17 protein-coding genes are annotated in these 22,434 nt (G+C 62.8%); 11 read left to right on the forward strand and 6 right to left on the reverse strand.

Going from position 1 to position 22,434, the window contains the following annotated elements:
* Positions 1 to 22: 22 nt before the first annotated feature.
* The 3 genes from BLO97_RS03510 (at position 23) to hemN (ending at position 3,320) form a co-directional block, all read left to right on the forward strand.
* Positions 23 to 466 (forward strand): CopD family copper resistance protein, encoded by a 444-nt coding sequence (locus tag BLO97_RS03510; protein ID WP_092222070.1) that lies wholly within the window; start codon positions 23 to 25, stop codon positions 464 to 466.
* Positions 467 to 561: 95 nt separating this feature from the next.
* Positions 562 to 1,935, forward strand: coding sequence for an oxygen-independent coproporphyrinogen III oxidase (locus tag BLO97_RS03515; protein ID WP_092344962.1), 1,374 nt, complete (start codon positions 562 to 564; stop codon positions 1,933 to 1,935).
* A complete protein-coding gene (gene hemN, locus BLO97_RS03520) occupies positions 1,932 to 3,320 on the forward strand; it encodes an oxygen-independent coproporphyrinogen III oxidase (RefSeq protein ID WP_092344964.1) in 1,389 nt (462 codons plus the stop codon). The genes BLO97_RS03515 and hemN overlap by 4 nt, the downstream gene beginning before the upstream one ends.
* Positions 3,321 to 3,466: 146 nt before the next feature.
* Here the strand turns inward: hemN and BLO97_RS03525 are convergent, their stop codons facing one another.
* On the reverse strand, positions 3,467 to 6,124 hold the full coding sequence (locus BLO97_RS03525; protein ID WP_092344966.1) for an excinuclease ABC subunit UvrA: 2,658 nt from the start codon (positions 6,122 to 6,124) through the stop codon (positions 3,467 to 3,469).
* Between the two features lie 393 nt (positions 6,125 to 6,517).
* On the opposite strand from BLO97_RS03525, the gene nosR reads away from it, so the two are divergent.
* The 8 genes from nosR (at position 6,518) to nahK (ending at position 18,361) form a co-directional block, all read left to right on the forward strand.
* On the forward strand, positions 6,518 to 8,686 hold the full coding sequence (gene nosR / locus BLO97_RS03530; protein WP_256571610.1) for a transcriptional regulator NosR: 2,169 nt from the start codon (positions 6,518 to 6,520) through the stop codon (positions 8,684 to 8,686).
* Positions 8,687 to 8,738: 52 nt separating this feature from the next.
* Complete coding sequence (nosZ, locus tag BLO97_RS03535) at positions 8,739 to 10,658, forward strand: TAT-dependent nitrous-oxide reductase (RefSeq protein WP_092222080.1); 1,920 nt, start codon at positions 8,739 to 8,741, stop codon at positions 10,656 to 10,658.
* Positions 10,659 to 10,683: 25 nt separating this feature from the next.
* Positions 10,684 to 11,997, forward strand: a complete 1,314-nt coding sequence (locus BLO97_RS03540; protein ID WP_092141447.1) for a nitrous oxide reductase family maturation protein NosD — start codon at positions 10,684 to 10,686, stop codon at positions 11,995 to 11,997.
* Positions 11,994 to 12,911 carry an ABC transporter ATP-binding protein gene (locus BLO97_RS03545; protein ID WP_063321461.1) on the forward strand — a complete coding sequence of 306 codons (918 nt, stop codon included), beginning with the start codon at positions 11,994 to 11,996 and terminating at the stop codon, positions 12,909 to 12,911. Before BLO97_RS03540 ends, BLO97_RS03545 begins: the two co-directional genes overlap by 4 nt.
* The gene (locus BLO97_RS03550; RefSeq protein ID WP_003201419.1) at positions 12,908 to 13,738 is read left to right on the forward strand and encodes an ABC transporter permease; all 831 of its coding nucleotides are present in this window, start codon (positions 12,908 to 12,910) and stop codon (positions 13,736 to 13,738) included. The genes BLO97_RS03545 and BLO97_RS03550 overlap by 4 nt, the downstream gene beginning before the upstream one ends.
* A gap of 30 nt (positions 13,739 to 13,768) precedes the next feature.
* Positions 13,769 to 14,296 (forward strand): nitrous oxide reductase accessory protein NosL, encoded by a 528-nt coding sequence (locus BLO97_RS03555; RefSeq protein ID WP_063321460.1) that lies wholly within the window; start codon positions 13,769 to 13,771, stop codon positions 14,294 to 14,296.
* 332 nt (positions 14,297 to 14,628) lie between these two features.
* The gene (gene nosP, locus BLO97_RS03560) at positions 14,629 to 15,792 is read left to right on the forward strand and encodes a nitric oxide-sensing protein NosP (protein ID WP_063321459.1); all 1,164 of its coding nucleotides are present in this window, start codon (positions 14,629 to 14,631) and stop codon (positions 15,790 to 15,792) included.
* Positions 15,722 to 18,361 carry a hybrid sensor histidine kinase/response regulator NahK/ErcS' gene (gene nahK, locus BLO97_RS03565; RefSeq protein ID WP_256571611.1) on the forward strand — a complete coding sequence of 880 codons (2,640 nt, stop codon included), beginning with the start codon at positions 15,722 to 15,724 and terminating at the stop codon, positions 18,359 to 18,361. The genes nosP and nahK overlap by 71 nt, the downstream gene beginning before the upstream one ends.
* 159 nt (positions 18,362 to 18,520) lie before the next feature.
* On the opposite strand, the gene BLO97_RS03570 is transcribed toward nahK, so the two are convergent.
* From BLO97_RS03570 to BLO97_RS03590, 5 genes are all read right to left on the reverse strand, one after another.
* Positions 18,521 to 19,186 (reverse strand): response regulator transcription factor, encoded by a 666-nt coding sequence (locus BLO97_RS03570; RefSeq protein ID WP_053122521.1) that lies wholly within the window; start codon positions 19,184 to 19,186, stop codon positions 18,521 to 18,523.
* Between the two features lie 59 nt (positions 19,187 to 19,245).
* Positions 19,246 to 19,779 (reverse strand): PQQ-dependent catabolism-associated CXXCW motif protein, encoded by a 534-nt coding sequence (locus BLO97_RS03575; RefSeq protein WP_092141435.1) that lies wholly within the window; start codon positions 19,777 to 19,779, stop codon positions 19,246 to 19,248.
* 147 nt (positions 19,780 to 19,926) lie between these two features.
* A complete protein-coding gene (locus BLO97_RS03580) occupies positions 19,927 to 20,718 on the reverse strand; it encodes an ABC transporter permease (RefSeq protein WP_063321456.1) in 792 nt (263 codons plus the stop codon).
* Positions 20,715 to 21,446, reverse strand: a complete 732-nt coding sequence (locus BLO97_RS03585) for an ABC transporter ATP-binding protein (protein ID WP_092141432.1) — start codon at positions 21,444 to 21,446, stop codon at positions 20,715 to 20,717. The genes BLO97_RS03580 and BLO97_RS03585 overlap by 4 nt, the downstream gene beginning before the upstream one ends.
* A complete protein-coding gene (locus BLO97_RS03590; protein ID WP_063321454.1) occupies positions 21,443 to 22,432 on the reverse strand; it encodes a YVTN family beta-propeller repeat protein in 990 nt (329 codons plus the stop codon). Before BLO97_RS03590 ends, BLO97_RS03585 begins: the two co-directional genes overlap by 4 nt.
* Positions 22,433 to 22,434 lie beyond the last annotated feature (2 nt).

The raw sequence follows: 22,434 nt of genomic DNA on the forward strand, positions 1-22,434 counted from the left end.
AAGAGGGCGACCGAGGAACCCCATGATTTATCCGCTGTTTCTGACCTTGCACCTGTTTGCCGCGCTGGTTTTCATCGGCACGGTTTTCTTCGAAGTCCTGTTCCTGGAGAGCATCCGCAAACAACTGCCCATCAAGGTCATGGTGCTGCTGGAGCAAGGCATCAGCCAACGCGCCCGGCAGTTGATGCCGTGGGTGCTGCTGGTGCTGTTCGGCGCGGGCATTGGTATGGTCTCGCTGCGCTATTGGCCGGTGCTCTCGTCGCCGTTGCAGTCATCCTTCGGTTTGCTGCTGGGGCTCAAGATCCTGTTGGCGGGCAGTGTGCTGGGCCATTTCCTCTGGGCCATGTGGCTGTTCAGGAGTGGGCGCATGAACGCCCGCTACGTGCACGTCATCCATGCCAGCGTCTTCTTGCACATGGTCGCGATCGTGCTGCTGGCCAAGGCCATGTTCTACGTCACCTGGTAAGCGCTGGCGCGTGGTTCCAAGGCGCTTGATACAGGTCAAGGTGCCCCGGCGGGTTACCCCGCAAACTGCTCCCGCACTGCCACTCGGAGATTGTCATGTTCGACCCGTTCCATACCCTCGGTGAGCGACCTTCGGGCCTCGCGTCTGTGGTGGCTGATTTCGATTGTCCGGTCGGTACACGTAGATTCCACACAGGCATCGGTTCGCTCGACCTGCTTCGAGGGTTGCGCAGCAGCCGTCAGAAACGACGGCCCTTGTCCCTGGCGGTGCATCTGCCTTCGCGCTTGCGGCTGGCGTCGTGTTCGCCCCTGGCCAGTGACTGCCGGTGCGGCGAGATCGAGGGTTATCTGCAACGTCTGATGTATGAGCTGGGGTTGGTCGGTTGCCACTTGGGCGCAGGGCGGCGTGTCGAGCAGTTTTGCCTGACCGGTGGCACACCGGTGATCGCTCATCTGCAGAAGTTGATGAGTGACCTGCGCAAGCGCTTCGACTTCAGTGAATACGACGGTGGCGACCACAGTATCGAGGTGGACCTGCACCACACGGATTGGTCGACCATGGGCCTGATCCGTGACCAGGGTTTCACCCATGTCAGCATCGGCGTCCCCGACATTGGCGTCGACAGCGACCTGTCGGTCGATTGCTACCAGAATCCGGCTCCGATCCATTCGTTGATCGATGCGGCGCGCACGTTTGGTTTTCGCTCCATCAACATTGACCTGGGCTACGGTCACGCTTGGCAGACGCCCAGCAGTTTCGCCCTGAAACTGGCGACGTTGATCGAACTGGAACCGGACCGGTTGCACATTTTCGACTATGCCCGCGCGCCTTATCGTTACCGCTCGAAGAACGCCGGGGTGGCCGGCGCCTTTTGCAGCCCGGCCGACAAGGACGCCATGCGGCGGATCTGCTGCGAGCAACTGATTGGCGCCGGTTATCACTACATCGGCCTGGGCCAGTTCGTCAGGGCCGACGATGACCTGGCGGTGGCCCAGGAACACGGACGCCTGCATCGCAATTGCCAGGGTTTTACCCGTCACGGTTGCTGTGATCATGTGGGCTTCGGTCTGTCGGCCATTACTCAGATCGAGCACCTGTACGTACAGAACACCGACGACCTGCATCAATATTGCCAACAGCTGGATGCCGGGCAGTTGCCGGTGTGTCGCGGCTGGCGCTGTGAAGCGCAGGATCAGGTCAAGGCGAGCGTGACCGAGCAGCTGTCCTGTGATCTGGAGCTGGATATCCTGGCCATCGAGGCACGCTTCGGCCTGGTGTTTCGCGAGCAATTCGCGTCTGTCTGGCCGTCGCTGGAAGTGTTGCATGACCAGGGATTGATCGAACTGTCGAGCCGGTTTATCGGCATCCTGCCCGCCGGGCGCTTGAACGTCGATGCGATCTGCAATCTGTTCGACCCAGGAATGGATGACGCAGGCCCACACCCTTTTGAAAAGTTGAACCCATCATGAATGCTGTATCCGGTTTCAATCGTGCCCTGGTGGAGAAATACGACCGCCCGGGGCCGCGCTACACCTCCTATCCGACGGCGCCGCAGTTCCACCAGGCCTTTGCCATGGACGAATACCAGCAGGCTGCCCAGCGCAGCAACCAGGCGCCGCAGCCCAAGTCGTTATCGGTGTACATCCATATCCCGTTCTGCCAGAGCCTCTGCTATTACTGCGCGTGCAACAAGATCATCACGCGCAAAAGCCATCGTGCCGTCGAATACCTGACCTACCTCAAGCGCGAAATTGCCCTGCAGGCGGGCTTGTTCGACCGCTCGCGCAAACTGACCCAACTGCATCTGGGCGGGGGCACGCCGACTTACCTGACCCATGAGCAACTGGCCGACCTGATGGACTGCCTGCACCAGTCGTTCGACATGGACGACAGCGACGCCCATGAGTTTTCCATCGAGGTCGATCCGCGGACCATCGATGCGCAACAGATCCAAGGCTTGCGCCAGCTGGGGTTCAACCGCCTGAGCTTTGGCGTCCAGGATTTCGATGCCCAGGTGCAGATCGCCGTCAATCGAGTGCAAAGCGAAGCCCAGGTCGTCGAGCTGGTGGAGGCCGCGCGCCTGGCGCGCTTCAAGTCGGTCAGCGTCGATCTGATCTATGGCCTGCCTTTGCAGACCATCGCCAGTTTCGATGTCACCTTGAGCAAGATCATCGCCCTGCGTCCGGACCGGATCGCGGCATACAGCTACGCCCACCTGCCGCAACGGGTGCGGGCGCAACGGATGATCCGGCCGGAAGACATGCCGCCGCCAGAGCGCAAGCTGGAGTTGCTCGAGCTGACCATCAATCGCCTGACTGAAGCCGGCTACGTCTATATCGGCATGGACCACTTTGCCTTGCCGGATGACGAACTGGTACGCGCCCGCGCCCAGGGCAGCCTGCAGCGCAATTTCCAGGGTTACTCCACCCACGCCGACTGCGACCTGATTGGCCTGGGGGTGTCCTCGATCGGCAAGGTGGGCGACAGTTACAACCAGAACGTCAAGGAGCTTTCCCAGTATTACGCCCGGTTGGATCAAGGCTTGCTGGCGGTGCAGCGTGGTTATCGGCTGAGCGACGACGATCGCTTGCGGCGCGAGGTCATCAGCGAACTGATGTGCCACGCACGCATCGATTTCGGCCAGATCGAGCGCGCCCACGGCATTCGATTTACCGAGTACTTCGTCGATGCCCTGGACCGACTCCAGGAGCTGGTGCGCGACGGGTTGCTGGACCTTCGCGACGACGAGCTGGTGTTGTTGCCCCAGGGGCAATTGATGATGCGCAACGTGGCCATGGCTTTCGACGCGTACCTGGGGGCGGACCAGACGGTTCAGTATTCGCGTACGGTCTGAAAACCGCTCTTGTGGCGAGGGAGCTTGCTCCCGCTGGGCTGCGAAGCAGCCCCAAGGCCAGTCACTGAGGTGTATCAGGTTGATGTAGTCAGCTTCATTGGGGGTGCTTCGCACCCCAGCGGGAGCAAGCTCCCTCGCCACGGGAGTTATCTTCCGGGCTGCAAAGCCCTTTTCAGAAACTCCGCCGTCCGGCTTTCCCGGCAGGCCGCGACTTCCTCCGGAGCCCCGCAGGCCACGACGTTCCCACCTTGGGAACCTGCGCCCGGGCCGATGTCGATGACCCAGTCACTCTGTGCCACGACGCGCATGTCATGTTCCACCACAACCACCGTGTGACCGTCCTCCACCAGGCGATTCAACTGTACCAGCAAGCGGTCGACGTCTTGGGGGTGCAGCCCGTTGGTGGGCTCATCCAACACATACAACGTCGCCCCCCGGGCCTTGCGCTGCAGTTCTGTCGCCAGCTTGATCCGCTGGGCTTCGCCGCCGGACAGTTCCGTGGCCGGTTGGCCCAGGCGCAGGTAGCCCAACCCGATATCCTGCAGCACCTGCAATGAGCGCCTGGCCGCCGCTTGCTCGGCAAACACCTCAAGCGCCTGGTTCACGGTCAGTTGCAGCACTTGGGAAATGTTCAAGCCCTGCCAGTTCACTTCCAGGGTCTGCGGGTTGTAGCGCGCCCCGTGGCAAGTGGGGCAGGGTGCGTACACGCTGGGCATGAACAGCAATTCCACACTGACGAAACCCTCGCCCTCACAGGTTTCGCAACGGCCCTTGGCGACGTTGAAGGAAAACCGTCCGGCATCGAATCCCAGTGCTTGCGCCTGCGCTGTCGCGGCAAACAGTTTGCGCACGTGATCGAACAGCCCGGTGTAGGTGGCGAGGTTGGAGCGCGGGGTGCGGCCGATGGGTTTCTGGTCCACCTGCACCAGCCGCCTGACCGCCTCAAGCCCAGCGCTAACGCGTCCGCCGCTGGTTTGCACGGGTTCGTCTTCCAGGCTTTGTTCATCGGGTTCGGCGTTGGGGCTGGCCTGGCCCAGGTGGGCGCCGACCAGATCCAACAGGGCCTGGCTGACGAGGCTGGATTTGCCTGAGCCGGAGATGCCGGTCACGGCGGTGAAGCAACCCAAGGGAAAGGCCGCGCTCAAGTTGTCGAGGTTGTTGCGGGTGATGCCTTCCAGGCGCAGCCAATCCCTGGGTGTCCGAGGGCTGCGTGCCATAACGTGTTCCTCGCCAAAGAGGTAGGCGCGGGTGCGTGATTCCGGCACTTGGCCGAGGCCTGACGGCGGACCGCTGTAGAGGACTTTCCCGCCTTGTTCGCCGGCGTCCGGGCCGACGTCGATGAGCCAGTCGGCCCGGCGCATGGTATCGAGGTCATGTTCGACCACAAACACCGAGTTGCCCGCTGCCTTGAGGCGTTGCAGGGCGCCAAACAGCGCCTCGCTGTCGGCCGGATGCAGGCCGGCGGAGGGTTCGTCCAGCACGTAGATCACCCCGAACAACTGGGAATTGAGCTGGGTCGCCAGGCGCAGGCGTTGCAGTTCGCCGGACGAAAGCGTCGGCGTGCTGCGTTCCAGGGCGAGGTAGCCCAGGCCCAGGTCGATCAGGGTGACGATCCGTTCCAGCAGCTCGGCGGCGATGCGTTGGGCGGCCAGGCGTTTCTCCAGGGAGAGATTGGGCGTGTGGCGCGCGTCGGGCCCACCCGCGTGCGGGTTGTCGCCCCTGGCGGCGCGTTGCTCGCGGGCTTTTCGGGTTTGCTGGTGGCTGAGGACGTCGCCCGTTTCTTCGGCCTGTTCCAGGTAGTCGGGTGCCAGGACGCGCTTGAGCACTTCGGCCAACTCAAGCAGCGGCAGGTGCGACAGCTCGGCGATGTCCAGGCCGGCAAAGGTCACCGTCAACGCCTGGCGTTTGAGCCGCTTGCCTTCGCACACGGGGCAGGGGCTGGCGCGCATGTATTGCGCCACGCGTTTGCGCATCTGCGCGCTTTGGGAGTGCATGAAGGTGTGCAGCAAGTAGCGTCGGGCGCCACTGAACGTGCCCTGGTAGCTCGGTTCGAGCTTGCGTTTGAGAGCAGCGCGGGTCTGGGCCGGGGTGAGCCCGGCGTATACGGGAACGGTAGGGGTTTGTTCGGTGAAGAGAATCCAGTCCCGCTGCTGCTTCGGCAGGTCGCGCCAGGGGATGTCGACGTCATAGCCCAGGGTCACCAGGATGTCCCGCAGGTTCTGCCCCTGCCAAGCCATGGGCCAGGCGGCCACGGCGCGCTCGCGGATGGTCAGCGACGGGTCCGGCACCATGGAGGCTTCGGTCACCTCATAGACCCGGCCCAGGCCATGGCATTCCTGGCAGGCACCTTGTGGCGTGTTGGGCGAGAAGTCTTCGGCATAGAGCATCGGTTGGTCGGCCGGGTAGCTGCCGGCGCGGGAGTAAAGCATGCGAATCAGGCTCGACAGAGTGGTGACGCTGCCCACCGATGAGCGTGCGCTGGGGGTGCCGCGCTGTTGCTGCAAGGCGACTGCCGGCGGCAGGCCCTCGATGCTGTCCACGTCCGGCACGCCGACCTGGTCGATCAGGCGCCGTGCGTAGGGTGCGACGGACTCGAAATAACGACGCTGTGCTTCGGCGTAGAGCGTGGAGAAGGCCAGCGATGACTTGCCGGACCCCGACACACCGGTGAACACCACCAGGGCATCGCGGGGGATATCCACGTCGACGTTCTTGAGGTTGTGTTCGCGGGCGCCACGCACCCGGACGAAACCGGTGCCTTGCGGCAAGTCAGCGGTTGAAGCGGGGGCGTGGCGCGGATGCATCGGGCATTCCTTGTGGACGTTGGTGCAACGTTTAAGGGCGTTATGGCGCTGCATTATGGCGATGGCAGAGTGGACTGGACCAGGATACCAACGGTGAACATGGCACAAAAGTGGGCACGGTCCTGTGGCGAGGGAGCTTGCTCCCGCTGGGGTGCGAAGCGCCCCTAATGAAGTTGATGACTCACAGCAATGACAGGCTTTAGGGCTGCTGCGCAGCCCAGCGGGAGCAAGCTCCCTCGCCACAAAGCGGTATGGCCCACATCCACGACCTTGTCATGGAAGACCTTTGTGGCGAGGCTTAAGTTTTTTCCCAAGTTGATTTCAATCAAGGGCCGAAGATGGGGCCGGCCCCTACCATGATCGCCAAGATCCTGTCTTTAAGCCCTGGCGTCCATGACCCCTCCCTTTGTGATGCTGCACCTATCCCGCTTCTGGCTCCGTGGACTGTTCGTTTTCCTGCTGTTGTTCACGGGCCTGGCCCAGGCCAAGGACTACGGCGACACCCCGCAACAGCGCATCCACCATGTCCTGGGCCAGACCGACGCGATCTCCGAGCCCGAAGGGCGGTTCAAGGTGCGCACGCTGTCCGCTGCCGGCAAGGTCCTGGGCTATGTGTTCCAGAGCCTGGACGTGGTGGACATTCCCGCCTATTCCGGCAAGCCGATCAACGTCCAGGTCATTCTCGATCCTGCAGGGGTGATCCTCGATGCCTATGTGCTCGAACACCATGAGCCGATTCTGCTGATCGGCATCGCCGAAGAAAAACTCCACGCGTTCAGCGCGCGCTACAGCGGCATCAAGGTCAACCAGCGGGTGGTGGTGGGGCATTCCAGCGACCCGAATGCCGTGACCGTGGATGCCATCGCCGGGGCTACCGTGACGGCGATGGTGGTCAACGAAGTCATCATGCGTGCCGCCCACGATGTCGCGGTGTCCCTGGGCCTGGTCAAGGGCGATGCGGGATTGGCCGTGGCGCCGGCTCGTGTGCGCGAGGACATCTACGAGCCCGCCGACTGGAAGACCCTGACCGGCAACGGCGCTGTACGGCGCCTGCACCTGACTCGCGCTCAAGTAGACGCCAGCTTCAAAGGCACCGACGCCGAACAGGTCGAAGTTGCCAGCGCCGCCCAGGCCGACGACACGTTCATCGACCTGTACGTCACCCACCTCAACCCGCCCACCATTGGCCGCAATCTGTTGGGCGATGGGCAATATCGCACGCTGATGAGCGAGCTCAAACCCGGCGAACAAGCCATTGCCGTGATGGGCAGCGGGCGCTATTCCTTCAAGGGCTCGGGTTATGTGCGCGGCGGCATTTTCGACCGGGTGCTGGTGCGTCAGTTCGGCGACGTCATCAGTTTCCGTGACATGGACTTCCAGCGCCTGGATGACGTGGCCGCCGAGGACATGCCTGAGTTCGACGAAATGGCGGTGTTCATCGTTCGCGCGTCCCACCGTTTCGACCCCGGTTCGCCTTGGAGCCTGGAGCTGCTGATCCGCCGCCAGACCGGGCCGGTCAGCGGTATTTTCAGCAGCTTCGAGCTGGCCTATCAATTGCCGGAGCCCTACCTGGAGCGGCCATTGCCGACCGCCGAGCAACTGGCGGCCGCCGAAGAAGCGAGCCGGCCGATGTGGCTGACGCTCTGGTATCAGAAAAGTGTCGAAATCATCGTGCTTGGCGTAGCCCTGCTGGTGCTGACGGCGATCCTGTTTTTCCAGGATTCACTGGCCCGGCGGCCGACGCTGTTGCACTGGCTGCGCCGCGGCTACCTGGTCTTCACCGTGGTGTTTCTGGGCGGCTACGCCTTGGCGCAGTTGTCGGTGGTCAACGTGCTGACCTTCGTCCACGCCTTGTTCGAAGGCTTTCGCTGGGAACTGTTTCTCACCGATCCGCTGATCTTCATTCTCTGGGTGTTCACCGCCGGCAGCATTCTGCTGTGGGGACGTGGGGTGTTCTGCGGCTGGCTGTGTCCGTTCGGCGCGTTACAGGAGTTGATCAACGAACTGGCGCGCAAGCTCAAGGTGCCCCAATACGAGTTGCCGTTCGCCGTGCATGAGCGGCTCTGGGCGATCAAGTACATCATTTTGCTGGTGCTGTTCGGCGTTTCGCTGGAGTCGATGGCCACCGCCGAGCGGCTGGCCGAAGTGGAGCCCTTCAAGACCGCCATCACCCTCAGATTCGACCGCCAGTGGTGGTTCGTGGCGTACGCCGTGGGCCTGCTGGTGATCAACCTGTTTACTCGCAAGGTCTATTGCCGCTACGTCTGCCCGCTGGGCGCGGCCCTGGCGATGCCGACCCGGCTGCGGCTGTTCGACTGGCTCAAGCGCCGCAAGGAATGTGGCAACCCCTGTCAGCTGTGCGCCAAGGAATGCGAGATCCAGGCGATTCATCCCGATGGCCGGATCAATGCCAACGAATGCCATTACTGCCTCGACTGCCAGATGACCTGGCACAACGAAAACAAATGTCCGCCGCTGATCAACAAGCGCAAGAAGCGCGGCAAGGCGGCCGTGAGCGATCCGCAACTGATTCCCGTGGTGCAGGTGAACCCGGCGCCTTGAGGCCCCCAATGGCCTGTCCCTTGACCGTTTCATTCTTCATGGAGCACACAGCATGAGCGATAAAAAAAACCAAACCCCGGGCGTGGTGGAAGAACCCAGGGGTGTCAGCCGGCGCAGTTTTCTCGGCACTGGCGCGGTAACCGGTGCCGTACTGGCCGGCGCGACGGCGCTGGGGGCCGGGACGTTCACCCGTGAGTCCTGGGCTGCGGCGGCCAAGGAGGCCAAGTCCAAGATTCACGTCGGGCCTGGGGAGCTGGACGAATACTATGGTTTCTGGAGCGGCGGCCACCAGGGCGAGGTGCGGGTGCTAGGTGTGCCATCGATGCGTGAGCTGATGCGTATCCCGGTGTTCAACGTCGACTCGGCCACCGGTTGGGGCCTGACCAACGAAAGCAAGCGCATCCTGGGCGACAGCGCCAAGTACCAGAACGGCGATTGCCACCACCCGCACATCTCCATGACCGACGGCAAGTACGACGGCAAATACCTGTTCATCAACGACAAGGCCAACTCGCGGGTCGCGCGTATTCGCCTGGACATCATGAAGTGCGACAAGATCCTCACCGTGCCCAACGTGCAAGCCATCCACGGCCTGCGCCTGCAAAAGGTGCCGTACACCAAGTACGTGTTCGCCAACGCTGAGTTCGTGATCCCGCACCCCAACGACGGCCATACCTTCGACCTGCAGGACAAAAACAGCTTCACGATGTTCAACGCCATCGATGCCGAGAAAATGGAAATGGCGTTCCAGGTGATCGTCGACGGCAACCTGGACAACTCCGATGCTGACTACACCGGCAAATACGCCGCCAGCACCTGCTACAACTCCGAGAAGGCCTACGACCTGGGCGGCATGATGCGCAACGAGCGCGACTGGGTGGTGGTGTTCAACATCCCGCGCATCGAGGCGGCGATCAAGGCCGGCAAGTTCATCAACCTGGACGGCTCCAAGGTGCCGGTGGTCGATGGCCGCAAGATCGATGGCAAGGACTCCGAATTCACCCGCTACATTCCCGTGCCGAAGAACCCCCACGGGCTCAATACCTCGTCGGACGGTAAATACTTCATCGCCAACGGCAAGCTGTCGCCTACGGTCTCGATGATCGCCATCGATCGCCTGGACGATTTGTTCGCCGACCGCTTCAAGGACCCACGCGAAGTGATCGTCGCCGAGCCGGAACTGGGGCTCGGGCCATTGCACACCACGTTCGACGGGCGCGGCAATGCCTACACCACCTTGTTCATCGACAGCCAGGTGGTGAAGTGGAACATGGACGAGGCCATCCGCGCCTACAAGGGCGAAAAGATCAATTACATCAAGCAGAAACTCGACGTCCAATACCAGCCTGGCCATAACCATGCGTCTCTCACCGAAACCAGCGAGGCGGACGGCAAGTGGTTGGTGGTGTTGTGCAAATTCTCCAAGGACCGCTTCCTGCCCACCGGCCCGCTGCACCCGGAGAACGATCAACTGATCGACATTTCCGGTGAAGAAATGAAGCTGGTGCACGACGGCCCGGCCTTCGCCGAACCGCATGACTGTATTCTCGCGCGGCGCGATCAGATCAAGACCCAGAAGATCTGGAACCGCAACGATCCGTTTTTCGCCGACACCGTGGCCCGGGCGAAGAAGGACGGCATCAACCTGGAAACCGACAACAAGGTCATCCGCGACGGCAACAAGGTGCGGGTGTACATGACGTCGATGGCGCCGGCCTATGGCCTGACGGAGTTCACCGTCAAACAAGGCAATGAGGTCACGGTGACCATCACCAACATCGACCAGATCGAGGACGTGTCCCACGGCTTTGTCATGACCAACCATGGCGTCAGCATGGAGATCAGTCCGCAACAGACCTCATCCATCACCTTCACCGCCGACAAAGCCGGCTTGCACTGGTACTACTGCAGCTGGTTCTGCCACGCGCTGCACATGGAGATGGTCGGGCGCATGCTGGTTGAAAAGGCCTGAGTCATTCACTAGGGAGACAGGCGCAATGACCGGGAATATGCAGCATCCAAACGTTCGTCGACTGGTCATTGCCCTGGTGTTCAGCCTGCTGTCGGGCGGCGTGCTCGGCGCGCCGCAGCCGATCACCGATTTGCCTTTGCAGGCCGAGGGCGACCAGCAATGGCGCCTGCCTGCGGGCCAGTACCGGGGCTCGTTCAGCATCGACCAGCCCATGACCCTCACGTGTGCGCCGGATGCGGTATTCCAGGGCCTGGGCGAGGGCAATGGCGTGATCATTCGCGCCCCGAACGTGCGGGTCCAGGGATGTACGTTCCTGGACTGGGGCCACGACCTGACGGCCATGAACGCGGCCGTGTTCATCCAACCGGTTGCCCAAGGCGCGGTGGTGCGTGGCAACCGGATGCAGGGCCAGGGCTTCGGTATCTGGGTCGATGGCACGCGGGACGTCAGCCTGATCGACAACCGCATCCAGGGCGACCCCAGCCTGCGCTCCCAGGACCGTGGCAATGGCATCCATTTGTATGCCGTACACGGCGCCCGGGTCATCGGTAACCAGGTGCGCGAAACCCGCGATGGCATCTACATCGACACCTCCAGCGGCAACCTGCTCCAGGGCAATGTCCTGGAGGACCTACGCTACGGCGTGCATTACATGTTCGCCAACGATAACCGCCTGCTGGATAACGTCACCCGGCGTACTCGCACCGGTTATGCCTTGATGCAAAGCCGCCAGTTGACGGTCATCGGCAATCGCTCCGAACAGGATCAGAACTACGGGATCCTGATGAACTACATCACCTATTCGACCCTGCGCGACAACTTCGTCACCGACGTGCGCGACGGGTCCACCGGCGACACCATGATCACCGGCGCCGAGGGCAAGGCCCTGTTCATCTACAACTCACTGTTCAACCGCATCGAAGGCAACCATTTCGAGCGCAGCGCCGTGGGTATCCACCTGACGGCGGGCTCGGAGGATAACCGCATCGCCGGCAATGCCTTCGTTCACAACCAGCGCCAGGTCAAATACGTGGCCACGCGGTTGCAGGAATGGTCGGTGGATGGCCGCGGCAATTACTGGAGCGACTACCTGGGTTGGGATCGCAATGGCGATGGCTTGGGCGATGTCGCCTATGAACCCAACGACAACGTCGATCGCCTGCTGTGGCTGTATCCCCAGGTGCGCTTGTTGATGAACAGCCCGGGGATCGAACTGCTGCGTTGGGTGCAGCGAGCCTTCCCGGTGATGAAATCCCCCGGGGTGATGGACAGCCATCCGCTGATGGAAACGCCTGTCCAGCCCCCGCCACGCAACAGTGCCCAGGAGGACGCGTCTTGAACGTCGTCGAGATCGAAGGCGTCAGCCAGTACTATGGCGATGTCGCCGTGCTGCGCGGGCTGGACTTGAACCTGGCCCAGGGCGAAGTGCTCGGCCTGTTCGGGCATAACGGTGCGGGCAAGACCACCACGATGAAGCTGATCCTCGGTTTGCTGCGGGCCAGCGAGGGGCAGGTGCGTGTCTTCGGCCGCGCGCCCAGTGACCCGAGCGTGCGGCAGATGCTCGGTTATCTGCCCGAGAACGTGATGTTCTATCCGCAATTGAGCGGGCTGGAAACCTTGCGCCATTTTGCCCGGCTCAAAGGCGCTGCACCGGAGCAGGTGCAGCGTTTGCTGGAAGAGGTCGGGCTGGCGGGTGCCGCGACACGACGCGTGAAGACGTATTCCAAGGGCATGCGCCAGCGTCTCGGCCTGGCCCAGGCGCTGCTCGGCCAACCGCGCCTGTTATTGCTGGATGAACCGACCGTGGGCCTGGACCCCATCGCCACCCAGGACCTCTATCAGTTGCTCGACCGCCTGCGTTGGCAGGGCACCAGCATCATTCTCTGTTCTCATGTCCTGCCTGGCGTGGAAGCTCACATCAACCGCGCCGCGATTCTCACCCGGGGTCGCCTGTTGGCCCTGGGCAGCCTGGCCCGCCTGAGGGAGGACGCCGGGTTGCCGACACTGATCCGCGCCTCGGGCCTGTCGCGGGCCGATTGGCTTCGCCAGCATTGGCGCAGTGAAGGGCACGCCACCCAAGGCTGGGGCGCCGAAGGGGTACAGGTGTCCGCGCCGGATGGCAGCAAGCTTAAATTGCTGCGCCAGTTACTGGCCCAGGATGACCCGTCGGATGTCGAGATCAAGCCGCCGTCGCTGGAGGATTTGTACCGTCATTACATGGTCCGTGCCGCGGCCGAGGAGACCCGCCTATGAATCCGGTCTGGAACATGGCTCGCAAGGAATTCAGCGATGGCCTGCGCAATCGCTGGTTGTTGGCGATCAGTCTGTTGTTCGCGGTGCTGGCGATCGGCATCGCCTGGCTCGGCGCGGCGGCATCCGGTCAACTGGGGTTCACCTCGGTGCCGGCCACGGTGGCGAGCCTGTCCAGCCTGGCGACCTTCCTGATGCCGCTGATTGCCTTGCTGTTGGCCTATGACGCGATTGTCGGCGAGGACGAGAGCGGCACCTTGCTGCTGTTGCTGACCTACCCGTTGGGCCGCGGACAATTGCTGCTGGGCAAGTTCGTGGGGCACGGCTTGATCCTGGCCCTGGCCACCTTCATCGGTTTTGGCTGCGCGATGCTGGCTATCGCCCTGTTGGTGGACGATGTCCAGTTGAGCCTGCTGCTCTGGGCCTTCGGTCGCTTCATGGTGTCCAGCACGCTGCTGGGCTGGGTGTTCCTCGGGTTGGCCTATGTGCTGAGCAGCTTGTCGGCAGAGAAATCCACCGCGGCCGGATTGGCGCTGGGGGTGTGGTTTTTCTTCGTGCTGGTGTTCGACCTGGCGTTGCTGGCATTGCTGGTGCTGAGCGAAGGGCGCTTCAGCCCGGAACTGTTGCCATGGCTGCTGCTGTTCAACCCTACCGACGTCTATCGGCTGATCAACCTGTCCGGGTTCGATGCGGCGTCCAGCGGCGCCGCGGTGCTGACCTTGGGCAGCGACCTGCCGGTGTCGGCGCCTTTGCTCTGGCTGTGCCTGGGCCTGTGGATGGCGGTGCCGTTGTGGCTGGCCTATCGGTTGTTCAATCGCCGATGCCCGTGAATTTCAATCTTGATAAGGGAGCATGCAACGATGAACAGGGTGTATTTCAAGGCGGGTCGCCTTTGGGTCGGGGTATTGATGTGCCTGGCACTGGCGGCCTGCGGCAAGGCCGAGCCACCCGCGGCCAGCGAGGCCGCGCTGGCGTTCCATCCCAGTGACGAATGCCATGTGTGCGGCATGGTCATCACTGACTTTCCCGGACCCAAGGGCGCGGCGGTCGGGGCAGGGGGCGTAAAGAAATTCTGCTCGCCGGCGGAGATGCTGGGCTGGTGGTTGCAGCCGGAAAACCATCGGGCCGACGTCAAGCTGTATGTCCACGACATGGGCCGCAGCCATTGGGACACACCGGATGACGCCCACCTGATCGACGCCCGGACCGCCTACTTCGTCATCGGCAGCGGGCTCAAGGGCGCCATGGGCGTTGTCCTGGCTTCGTTCTCCGACCCCCAGGCGGCACAAAAACTCGCCAGCGATACCGGTGGTCGGGTGCTGCGCCTGGAAGACATCGACCAGGAACTGCTGGGGCAGGCGACCGCCATGTCTCCGATGAGTCACTGATATTGCCTGCACACCGAACCGCCTTTGTGGTGAGGGGATTTAGCGAAACGTCGCACCGCCTCGCTGGGCTGCGAAGCAGCCCTGAGACTTGACAGCGCGCTGTGTCAGGTTGACTGCATTCAATTTGCTTGGGGCTGCTTCGCAACCCAGCGGGAGCAAGCTCCCTCGCCACAAAGGTATTCCATATCAGGGGTGTGGGTGGTGGCGGCACCGTCGTGTGCGCCGATCTTCTCATCCCATGGAAGCGTCCACCCGCTACCCAAGTAGCATACGTCGACTCGACGCGGCTTCGTACACTCAGGGCTCCTATCACGCACCCGTCGGAGGCGAAGATGCAGCAGGCCCAGAGCGAAGGTGTGGTGAGCGCCATGTCCCAGGCCACGGACGTCCAGCAGGTGGCCCAGGAGTTGGCGCGGCAGTTGTTGCACCCGCACCTGGGCTTCGTGCTGTTTTTCTGTTCCGCCGAATATGACCTGCCGGCCTTGGGCCAGGCGCTGTCCCAGAGTTTCGGCGGGATTCGCCTGGTGGGCTGTACCAGCGCCGGTGAAATCACCGCGCAAGGTTATGGTCGCAACTGCGTGACGGCGGTGGGTTTCGATCACCGGCACTTTTCCATCGCCGCCGAACTGATCGGGGAAATGGAACACTTCAGCCTGATCGACGCCCAACAAATGGTCGAGCGTCTGGCGAGTGGCTGTCGCAGCAACGCCCTGGCCCCGATCAAGGGCCACAGCTTCGCCTTGACCCTGCTCGATGGCCTGTCCAGCCGCGAGGAGATGGTGCTGGCGGCCTTGAGCGCCGCGCTGGGGGACATCCCGCATTTCGGCGGTTCGGCTGGCGATGACAACTACCTGACTCACACCCACGTGTACTTCGAAGGCCAGTTCCACAGTGGCGCGGCCGTGGTGGTGCTGATCAACACCTGGCTGGAATTCGAAGTCTTCACCACCCATCACATCCTGCCCCGGGAGGAGAAACTGGTGGTGACCGGCGCCGACAGCGCCTCGCGACGGGTCTACGAGCTCAACGCCGAACCCGCCGCCGAAGAATACGCCCGGCACATCGGCGTGCCGGTGAGCGCCCTCGACTACCGGGTCTTCGCCGCCCATCCACTGGCGGTGCGCATCAACGACCAGTACTACGTGCGCGCCATCCAGCAGGTGCATCCGGACTTGAGCCTGAGTTTCTACTGTGCGGTGGAGAACGGCATTGTCCTCACCGCGATGACGCCCGGTCCTTTGCTGCACAACCTGCAAACGCTGTTCGACGGTTTGCAGGCACGCCTCGGCGACTTGCTGCTGACCATCGGCTGCGATTGCTTTCTCCGGCGCCTGGAGCTGGAAGATCGCGGCGGCCTGGAGCAGATCGGCCAGTTCCTGCGCGAACAACGGGTGATGGGGTTCAACACCTATGGAGAACAGTTCAATGGCATGCACATCAACCAGACGTTCACCGGAGTTGCCATTGCCCGACATCGCGTCCCCGGCCATCGCTGAGCTGCAGGCCCAGCTCGCTGCCCAGCAGCATGAAAACCGCAAGTTGCGGCGCATCAATGAGGCGCTGATCGAACGGGTGGAGTCCGGCGTAACTCGGGGCAACGACCCGTATGCGGCGTTCCAGCACTCGGTGGTGCTGGCCGAGCAGGTGCGTGAGCGCACCGATGCCCTGAACCAGGCCATGGCCGAACTCAAGGCCGGCAATCACTTGCTGGGCGAGGCGCGGCTGCGGGCGGAAACCGCCCACCGGCATCTGATCGACGCCATCGAAAGCATCTCCGATGCGTTTGTGCTGTTCGACGAGCAGCAACGCATTGTCCTGTTCAACAGCCGCTTCAAGGCCTTCTGGGCCAACAGCCGGGTGCGCATCATCGCCGGCATGCGCCTTTCCGAGGTCAAGCGCTTGATGACCGCCAACGGGCTGTTCAGCGAAGAGCCCCGGGGCCAGGCCGACGAGCATGTGCTGTATCGCTTGCAGAACGGACGTTGGTTGCAAGTCAGCGAGCGGCCGACCCAGGAGGGCGGGCGGGTGATCCTGTTTACCGACATCACTGACGTCAAGCTCAGCGAAACCGTGCGTCGCGAGCAGGCCATCGCGCAGAAATCCCACCTGTTGCAGCGGGCGGTGGACAACCTGTCCCAGGGCGTGGCGATGGTCAATGCCCAAGGCGTGCTAGAGCTTTGGAACCGGCGCTTCCTGGAACTCAGCGGCTTGGCTCCGGTGGCTGCCCATCGGCCCTTCAACGAGGTCATCGCCGACAGCGAGCTGCACCTGCTGACGCCAACCAGCCGTGACAGCAACGGGCGGCTGATTCACGAAAGCGAACAGCGCCTGTCGGATGGCCGGGTCCTGGAGATCCGCACCCACCCGCTGCCTACCGGCGGTTATGTCAATACCTTCACCGACATCACCGAGCGCTATCAGCACGCCGAAGCCCTGAGCGAAAGCGAGCGCTGGATCCGCCTGATCACCGACCATGTGCCGGCGCTGATCGCCTACCTCAACGCCGACCTGGTCTACGAGTTCACCAATAAGGTCTACGAGCAATGGTATTGCTGGCCCCGTGGCGTGATGCTCGGCCAGAGCCTGCGCGAGGCCCACAGCGAGCAGCATTACCAGCGCCTGGAAGCCTACGTGGCCCGGGCGTTGGCGGGGGAGAGCGTGACGTTTGAGTTCGCCGAGACCAACATCAACAACCAGGAGCGCTACATGCTGCGCTCCTATGTACCCAACCGCCTGGCCAACGGTGAAGTGGTGGGGATTTTCGTGCTGATCCGCGACATCACCGAACGCCGGCGCACCGCCGAAGCGCTGCACCAGGCCTACCAGAACCTGGAACAGCGGGTCCAGGAACGGACCGCCGAACTGACTACGCTCAATGACCAGTTGCTGCGCGAGATCGACGAGCGCAGCCGGGTGGAATTGCGCCTGCGGGAGGCCAAGCGCGAGGCCGAGCAGGCCAACCTGTCGAAGACCAAGTTTCTCGCAGCGGTCAGCCATGACCTGCTGCAACCGCTCAACGCTGCCCGGTTGTTCACCAGTGCCTTGCTTGAGCGCCGCGAGCCGGTCGCCAACGCGCAACTGGTGCGTAACGTCAGCAATTCGCTACAGGACGTGGAGAACCTGCTGGGCACCCTGGTGGACATCTCCAAGCTGGACGCCGGGGTGATCAAGGCCGACGTCGCGCCGTTCGGCCTCAGTGAGTTGCTCGACAACCTGGCCGCCGAATACGCCCAGATCGCCCGCAGCGAAGGGCTGGAGCTGCACTTTGTCGGTTGTTCGGTGCTGGTGCGCAGCGACATGCAATTGCTCGCGCGGATCTTGCGCAACCTGCTGAGCAACGCCATTCGTTACACTCCCAGCGGGCGGGTGGTGCTGGGTTGCCGGCGACACCGCCAACGCGTGTCGATCCAGGTCTGGGACAGCGGCATCGGTATTGCCGAGAACCGCCTCGAGGAAATATTCCAGGAGTTCAAGCGTGGCGACGTGCAACGCCCGAACCAGGACCGTGGGTTGGGCCTGGGCCTGGCGATTGTCGAAAAAATCGCCGGGATCCTCGGGCACCGGATCCAGGTGCGCTCTTGGCCGGGCAAGGGCTCGATGTTCTCCATCGACGTGCCGCTGAGCGCCACCGCGCCCAAGCCGCTGCCGTGCCTGGACATGAGCGAGCCGATGCTCGAACGCCTGCGCGGGGCACGGGTCTGGGTGCTGGATAACGATGCAGCGATCTGCGCCGGCATGCGTACGTTGCTGGAGGGCTGGGGTTGCCAGGTAGTGACCGCGTTGTCGGAACAGGACCTGGCCCGCCAAGTGGACAACTACCATGCCGAGGCCGACTTGTTGATCGCCGATTATCATCTGGACAACGATCAGAATGGCGTCGATGCGGTGGCCAGGATCAACGCCCGCCGGGCCTCACCGATCCCGGCCATGATGATCACCGCCAACTACAGCAACGAACTCAAGCAGCAGATCCGCGAACGCGGGCACACCCTGATGCACAAGCCGGTGCGGCCGATGAAGCTCAAGATTGCGATGAGTCATCTGTTGGATCCCTCCCGATCTTGAGCCGAACACTGTTGTGGCGAGGGAGCTTGCTCCCGCTGGGCTGCGAAGCAGCCCCCTTCGCGCGCCACCCTGATTATCGGTGTTGTTGCAGACTTTTCAGGGCCGCTGCGCGCCCCAGCGGGAGCAAGCTCCCTCGCCACAGGGATTCATGGCGCCTGTTCAGCGCCGCAAATAAGCCCCGAAATCAATATCCCCGGCACTGAGGATCGCCTGCACCCGGTTGTGCACGTTGAGTTTGCGCAGGATCGCCGAGACGTGGGCCTTGACCGTGGTTTCAGCGATGTCCAGGGTGTAGGCGATCTGTTTGTTCGACTCGCCCTTGGTCATGCGTTCGAGCACCAGCAGTTGCTTGCGGGTCAAGGCCTGGAGCAGTTCCGGCGGGAATGCCGGGGTTTCGTTCAGGCGGCGGCCCATCGGGCTTTTTTGCGTGCGAATGATGTCGGGCGGCAGGTACACGTTGCCGTTGAGGATCTGCTCGATGGCGTCGGTCATCTGCGAGCGTGGCGAGGATTTGGTGATGAAGCCCACCGCACCATAGGTGATGGCCTGCAGCACCACCTGTTTGTCCTGCTCGGCGGAGACAATCACCACGGGAATGGTCGGTGCCTCGTTGCGCAGGTTGATCAGGCCATTGAGCCCGTGCATGCCGGGCATGTTCAGGTCCAGCAGGATCAGGTCCAGGTCGTCGTGCTCGGCAGTCAAGGCCAAGGCGCTGTCCAGGTCGGCGGTCTCCATGACCTCGCTGCCAGGAAAACCGTCGCTGATGACGTTGTGGATGGCTTCGCGAAACAGTGGGTGATCGTCGGCTATCAGGATTTTATACATGGCCATTCACCTCGTTATTGTCGTGTGGGGCAGGGCAGTTGCACGCACTTCTTGCAAGATCAGGGAAAAGGTTCGGGCCGGGCCGCTTGCAGGGGCAGGTTGGCCGCCTCCCAGGCATCGAGGCCATCGCGATACCAGTACACATGGTTATAGCCCATGGCAGTGGCGCGTTTTACCGCGTTCCAGCTCAGCCAGCAATCGGCGCGGCAATAAAAGACCAACGGTGAATCCAACCGCCCGCCGGTGGCCGTGCGCAGGTGATGGCTGAAGTAGTCCTGCCAGGTCGGGTCGAGGTCGCCGTCACCGGTATTGGCCAGCCACAGGCTGCCCGGGAGGTTGGCGTGGGGTTCGTTGTCGATGAAACGCCCTTGGACCCACGGCCGGCGATAAACGTCGATCAGCACCGGGGGCGAGGCTTGCTCAAGCAGCTGTTGCAGGGCCTGGGTATCGAGGGTCTGGGCGCCGTCGACAGTGGCGGGCGTCGGGCTGCGGTATTGGGCGATGCGATAACCCTGCGCCGAAAACAGCGCGGTATCGGCCTGCGCGACATTCAGCGCCAGGCCCAGCAGGAGGATCGCCAGCAAACGGGGCATAGGATTTATCCTTTTTGTTATGCGCCCATTACATGCCAGGGTCGAGGTCTTGTGAATGCGACCATAGACAGGAAAACCAGTACTAAAGTAGTAATTTTGGCCATGAGCCCTGCACAGAACCCCCGTGGGATATGGGTATGGGGCAATTCAATTGGCCTTGCGCAACGCCGCATGCTGCGGATTGAACGTCCACACCGCCAACAGCGCGAACACCAGGGTCAACCCCACGCACACCGCCATCGCCAGCAGGTTGAACTGCTCGTACAGCGCAAAACGCACCAACTCCACGCCGTGGGTGAACGGGCTGACCGAGCAAAGCCAGTACAGCCAAGGGCTGGCTTCCTGCATTTTCCACAGCGGGTACAGCGCCGAAGACAGGAAGAACATCGGGAAGATCACGAAATTCATCACCCCGGCGAAGTTTTCCAGTTGCCGGATGGCATTGGACAGCAACAAGCCCAGGGCGCTGAGCATCAGGGCCACCAGCAACAGGGCCGGCAGGGCCAGCAGCAGGCCCATGGTCGGTGGCTGGATGCCGTACAGCCAGGCGATAGCGAGAAAGGCATAGACCTGCAACAGTGAGATCAGCGAGGTCGCCAACAACTTGCTCGCCAGCAGGAAAGCCCGGGGCAAGGGGCTGGTGAGCAACACGCGCATGCTGCCCATCTCCCGGTCGTAGACCATCGACAGCGAGCCCTGCATGCCGTTGAACAACAGGATCATGCAGGCCAGCCCGGGCACGATATACACCTCGTAGGGGATGTAGGTGTCGTAGGGCGCGATGATGGCGATGCCCAGTGCCGCGCGAAAACCGGCGGCGAACACCAGCAGCCACAGCAGGGGCCGTACCAGGGCACTGAGCAGCCGTGTGCGTTGCAGCACGAAGCGCAGCCATTCGCGCGTCACGATGCCGCTGAAACATTGCCAGTACGCATTCATGGCCCGACTCCCGTGGTGGTCAAGCGGGTGAAGGCCGAACCGAGGGTGCCCCCATGTTCCAGGCTCACCGCGTCGGCCTGTCCGCTGGCGACCAGACGGCCCTGGTGCACGATCAACAGGTCGTCGCTGGGCTGCACTTCGTCGAGCAAGTGAGTGGTCCAGAGCACGCTGATGCCTTGCTCGCTGCACAGTTGCCGGATGTGCAGAGCCAGGGCGAGGCGGCTGGCCGGATCGAGGCCGACGCTGGGTTCGTCGAGCAGCAGCAGGTGCGGTTCGTGGAGCAGGGCGCGGGCGATCTCAACCCGGCGTCGATGGCCACCGTTGAGGTCGCGTACCCGCTCGTGGCGGCGCTCCGTCAGGTGCTGGCGGGTCAGTTCGGCGTCGATGCGGGCGCTGCCCTGGCGCCGCGAAAAACCGTGCAGCGCCAGGTGATAGCGCAGATTCTGTTCAATGCTCAGGTCCAGGTCCAGCGTGCTCTGTTGGAACACCACACCCAACTGGCGCAGGGCCGGTCTTGGTGATTTCTGCAGGGAATGACCGCCGATGTGGATCTCGCCACGTTGCAGGTCGTACAGGCGTGTGAGCAGGGCGATCAGCGTCGACTTGCCGGCACCGTTGGGACCCAGCAGCGCGGCGAAACGGCCTGCGGGCAGGCTGAAGTTCATCTGCTTGAGAGCTTCGCGCGCGCCATAGGCAAAGCTCAGGTCGCTGACCTCCAGGGCGTTCATGGCGTGACCACCACGCCCCAAGGGTAGCGCCCGACTTTCACCGACTTCAGGACCTTGCGGCTTTCTACATCGATCACCGAGACATCGCCGCTGACGCCGTTGGTCGCCAGCAGCTGCTTCTGGTCCGGGGTGAACGCCAGTTGCCAGACCCGTCGGCCCACCAGCAGGTAATCCAGCACTTCGAAGGTCTTGGCGTCGATCACCGCCACATGGTTGGCCGGGCCCAGGGCGACGAACGCCAGCTTGCCGTCGGCGCTGAGCTTGATGCCCACTGGTTGGACCTTGTCCGGGTGCACGCCCTTGATTTGGAACGTCAGGGTCTTGAGCACCTGGCGCGTGGCGACGTCGAGTACGGTCAACGTGCCGCCGATCTCCGCCGAGGCCCAGAGCTGCGTACCGTCGCGATTGAACTCGACGAAACGTGGCCGCTGGTCCACCAGGGTGTTGTCAGCCAGGGTCTGGGTGCTGGTGTCGATCCAGTGCAGCATGTTCGTGGTTTCACTGGTGTTGACCGCCCACTTGCCGTCAGGGCTGACGGCCATGCCCTCGGGTTCGACACCCACGCCGATCTGGCCCAGCACTTCGGAAGTCTGGGTGTCGATCACCGTGACTAGGGCATCGTCTTCGTTGGAGACATACAGCCAGCGGTCGTTGGGGTGCAGGGCGAATTGCTCCGGGTCTTTGCCGGAAGGCAGTTCCTTGATGATCTTGCGGGTGGCGACATCCATCACCTGGACCCGGTCCGAGTCGCTGGCGCAGATGTACAGCAGGCGATTGTCGTGGGACAGCAGCAGGCCCCGGGGGCGCTGGCCAACCGGTAGGGTCTCGATGACTTCCAGGCTCTGCATGTCGATCAGGCTCAGGCTGTTGTCCTTCTCGTTCGAGACCCAGGCGATGCTGGCGGCGGCGGGGCCGGCAGCCAGCAGAACAGCACCCAGGGCAAGGACTTGGCAGAGCAGGGCCGGTTTGAACAGCGGGCGGCGCATGG

This window comes from Pseudomonas sp. NFACC05-1 (assembly GCF_900100135.1).
Lineage (GTDB): Bacteria > Pseudomonadota > Gammaproteobacteria > Pseudomonadales > Pseudomonadaceae > Aquipseudomonas > Aquipseudomonas fluorescens_Q.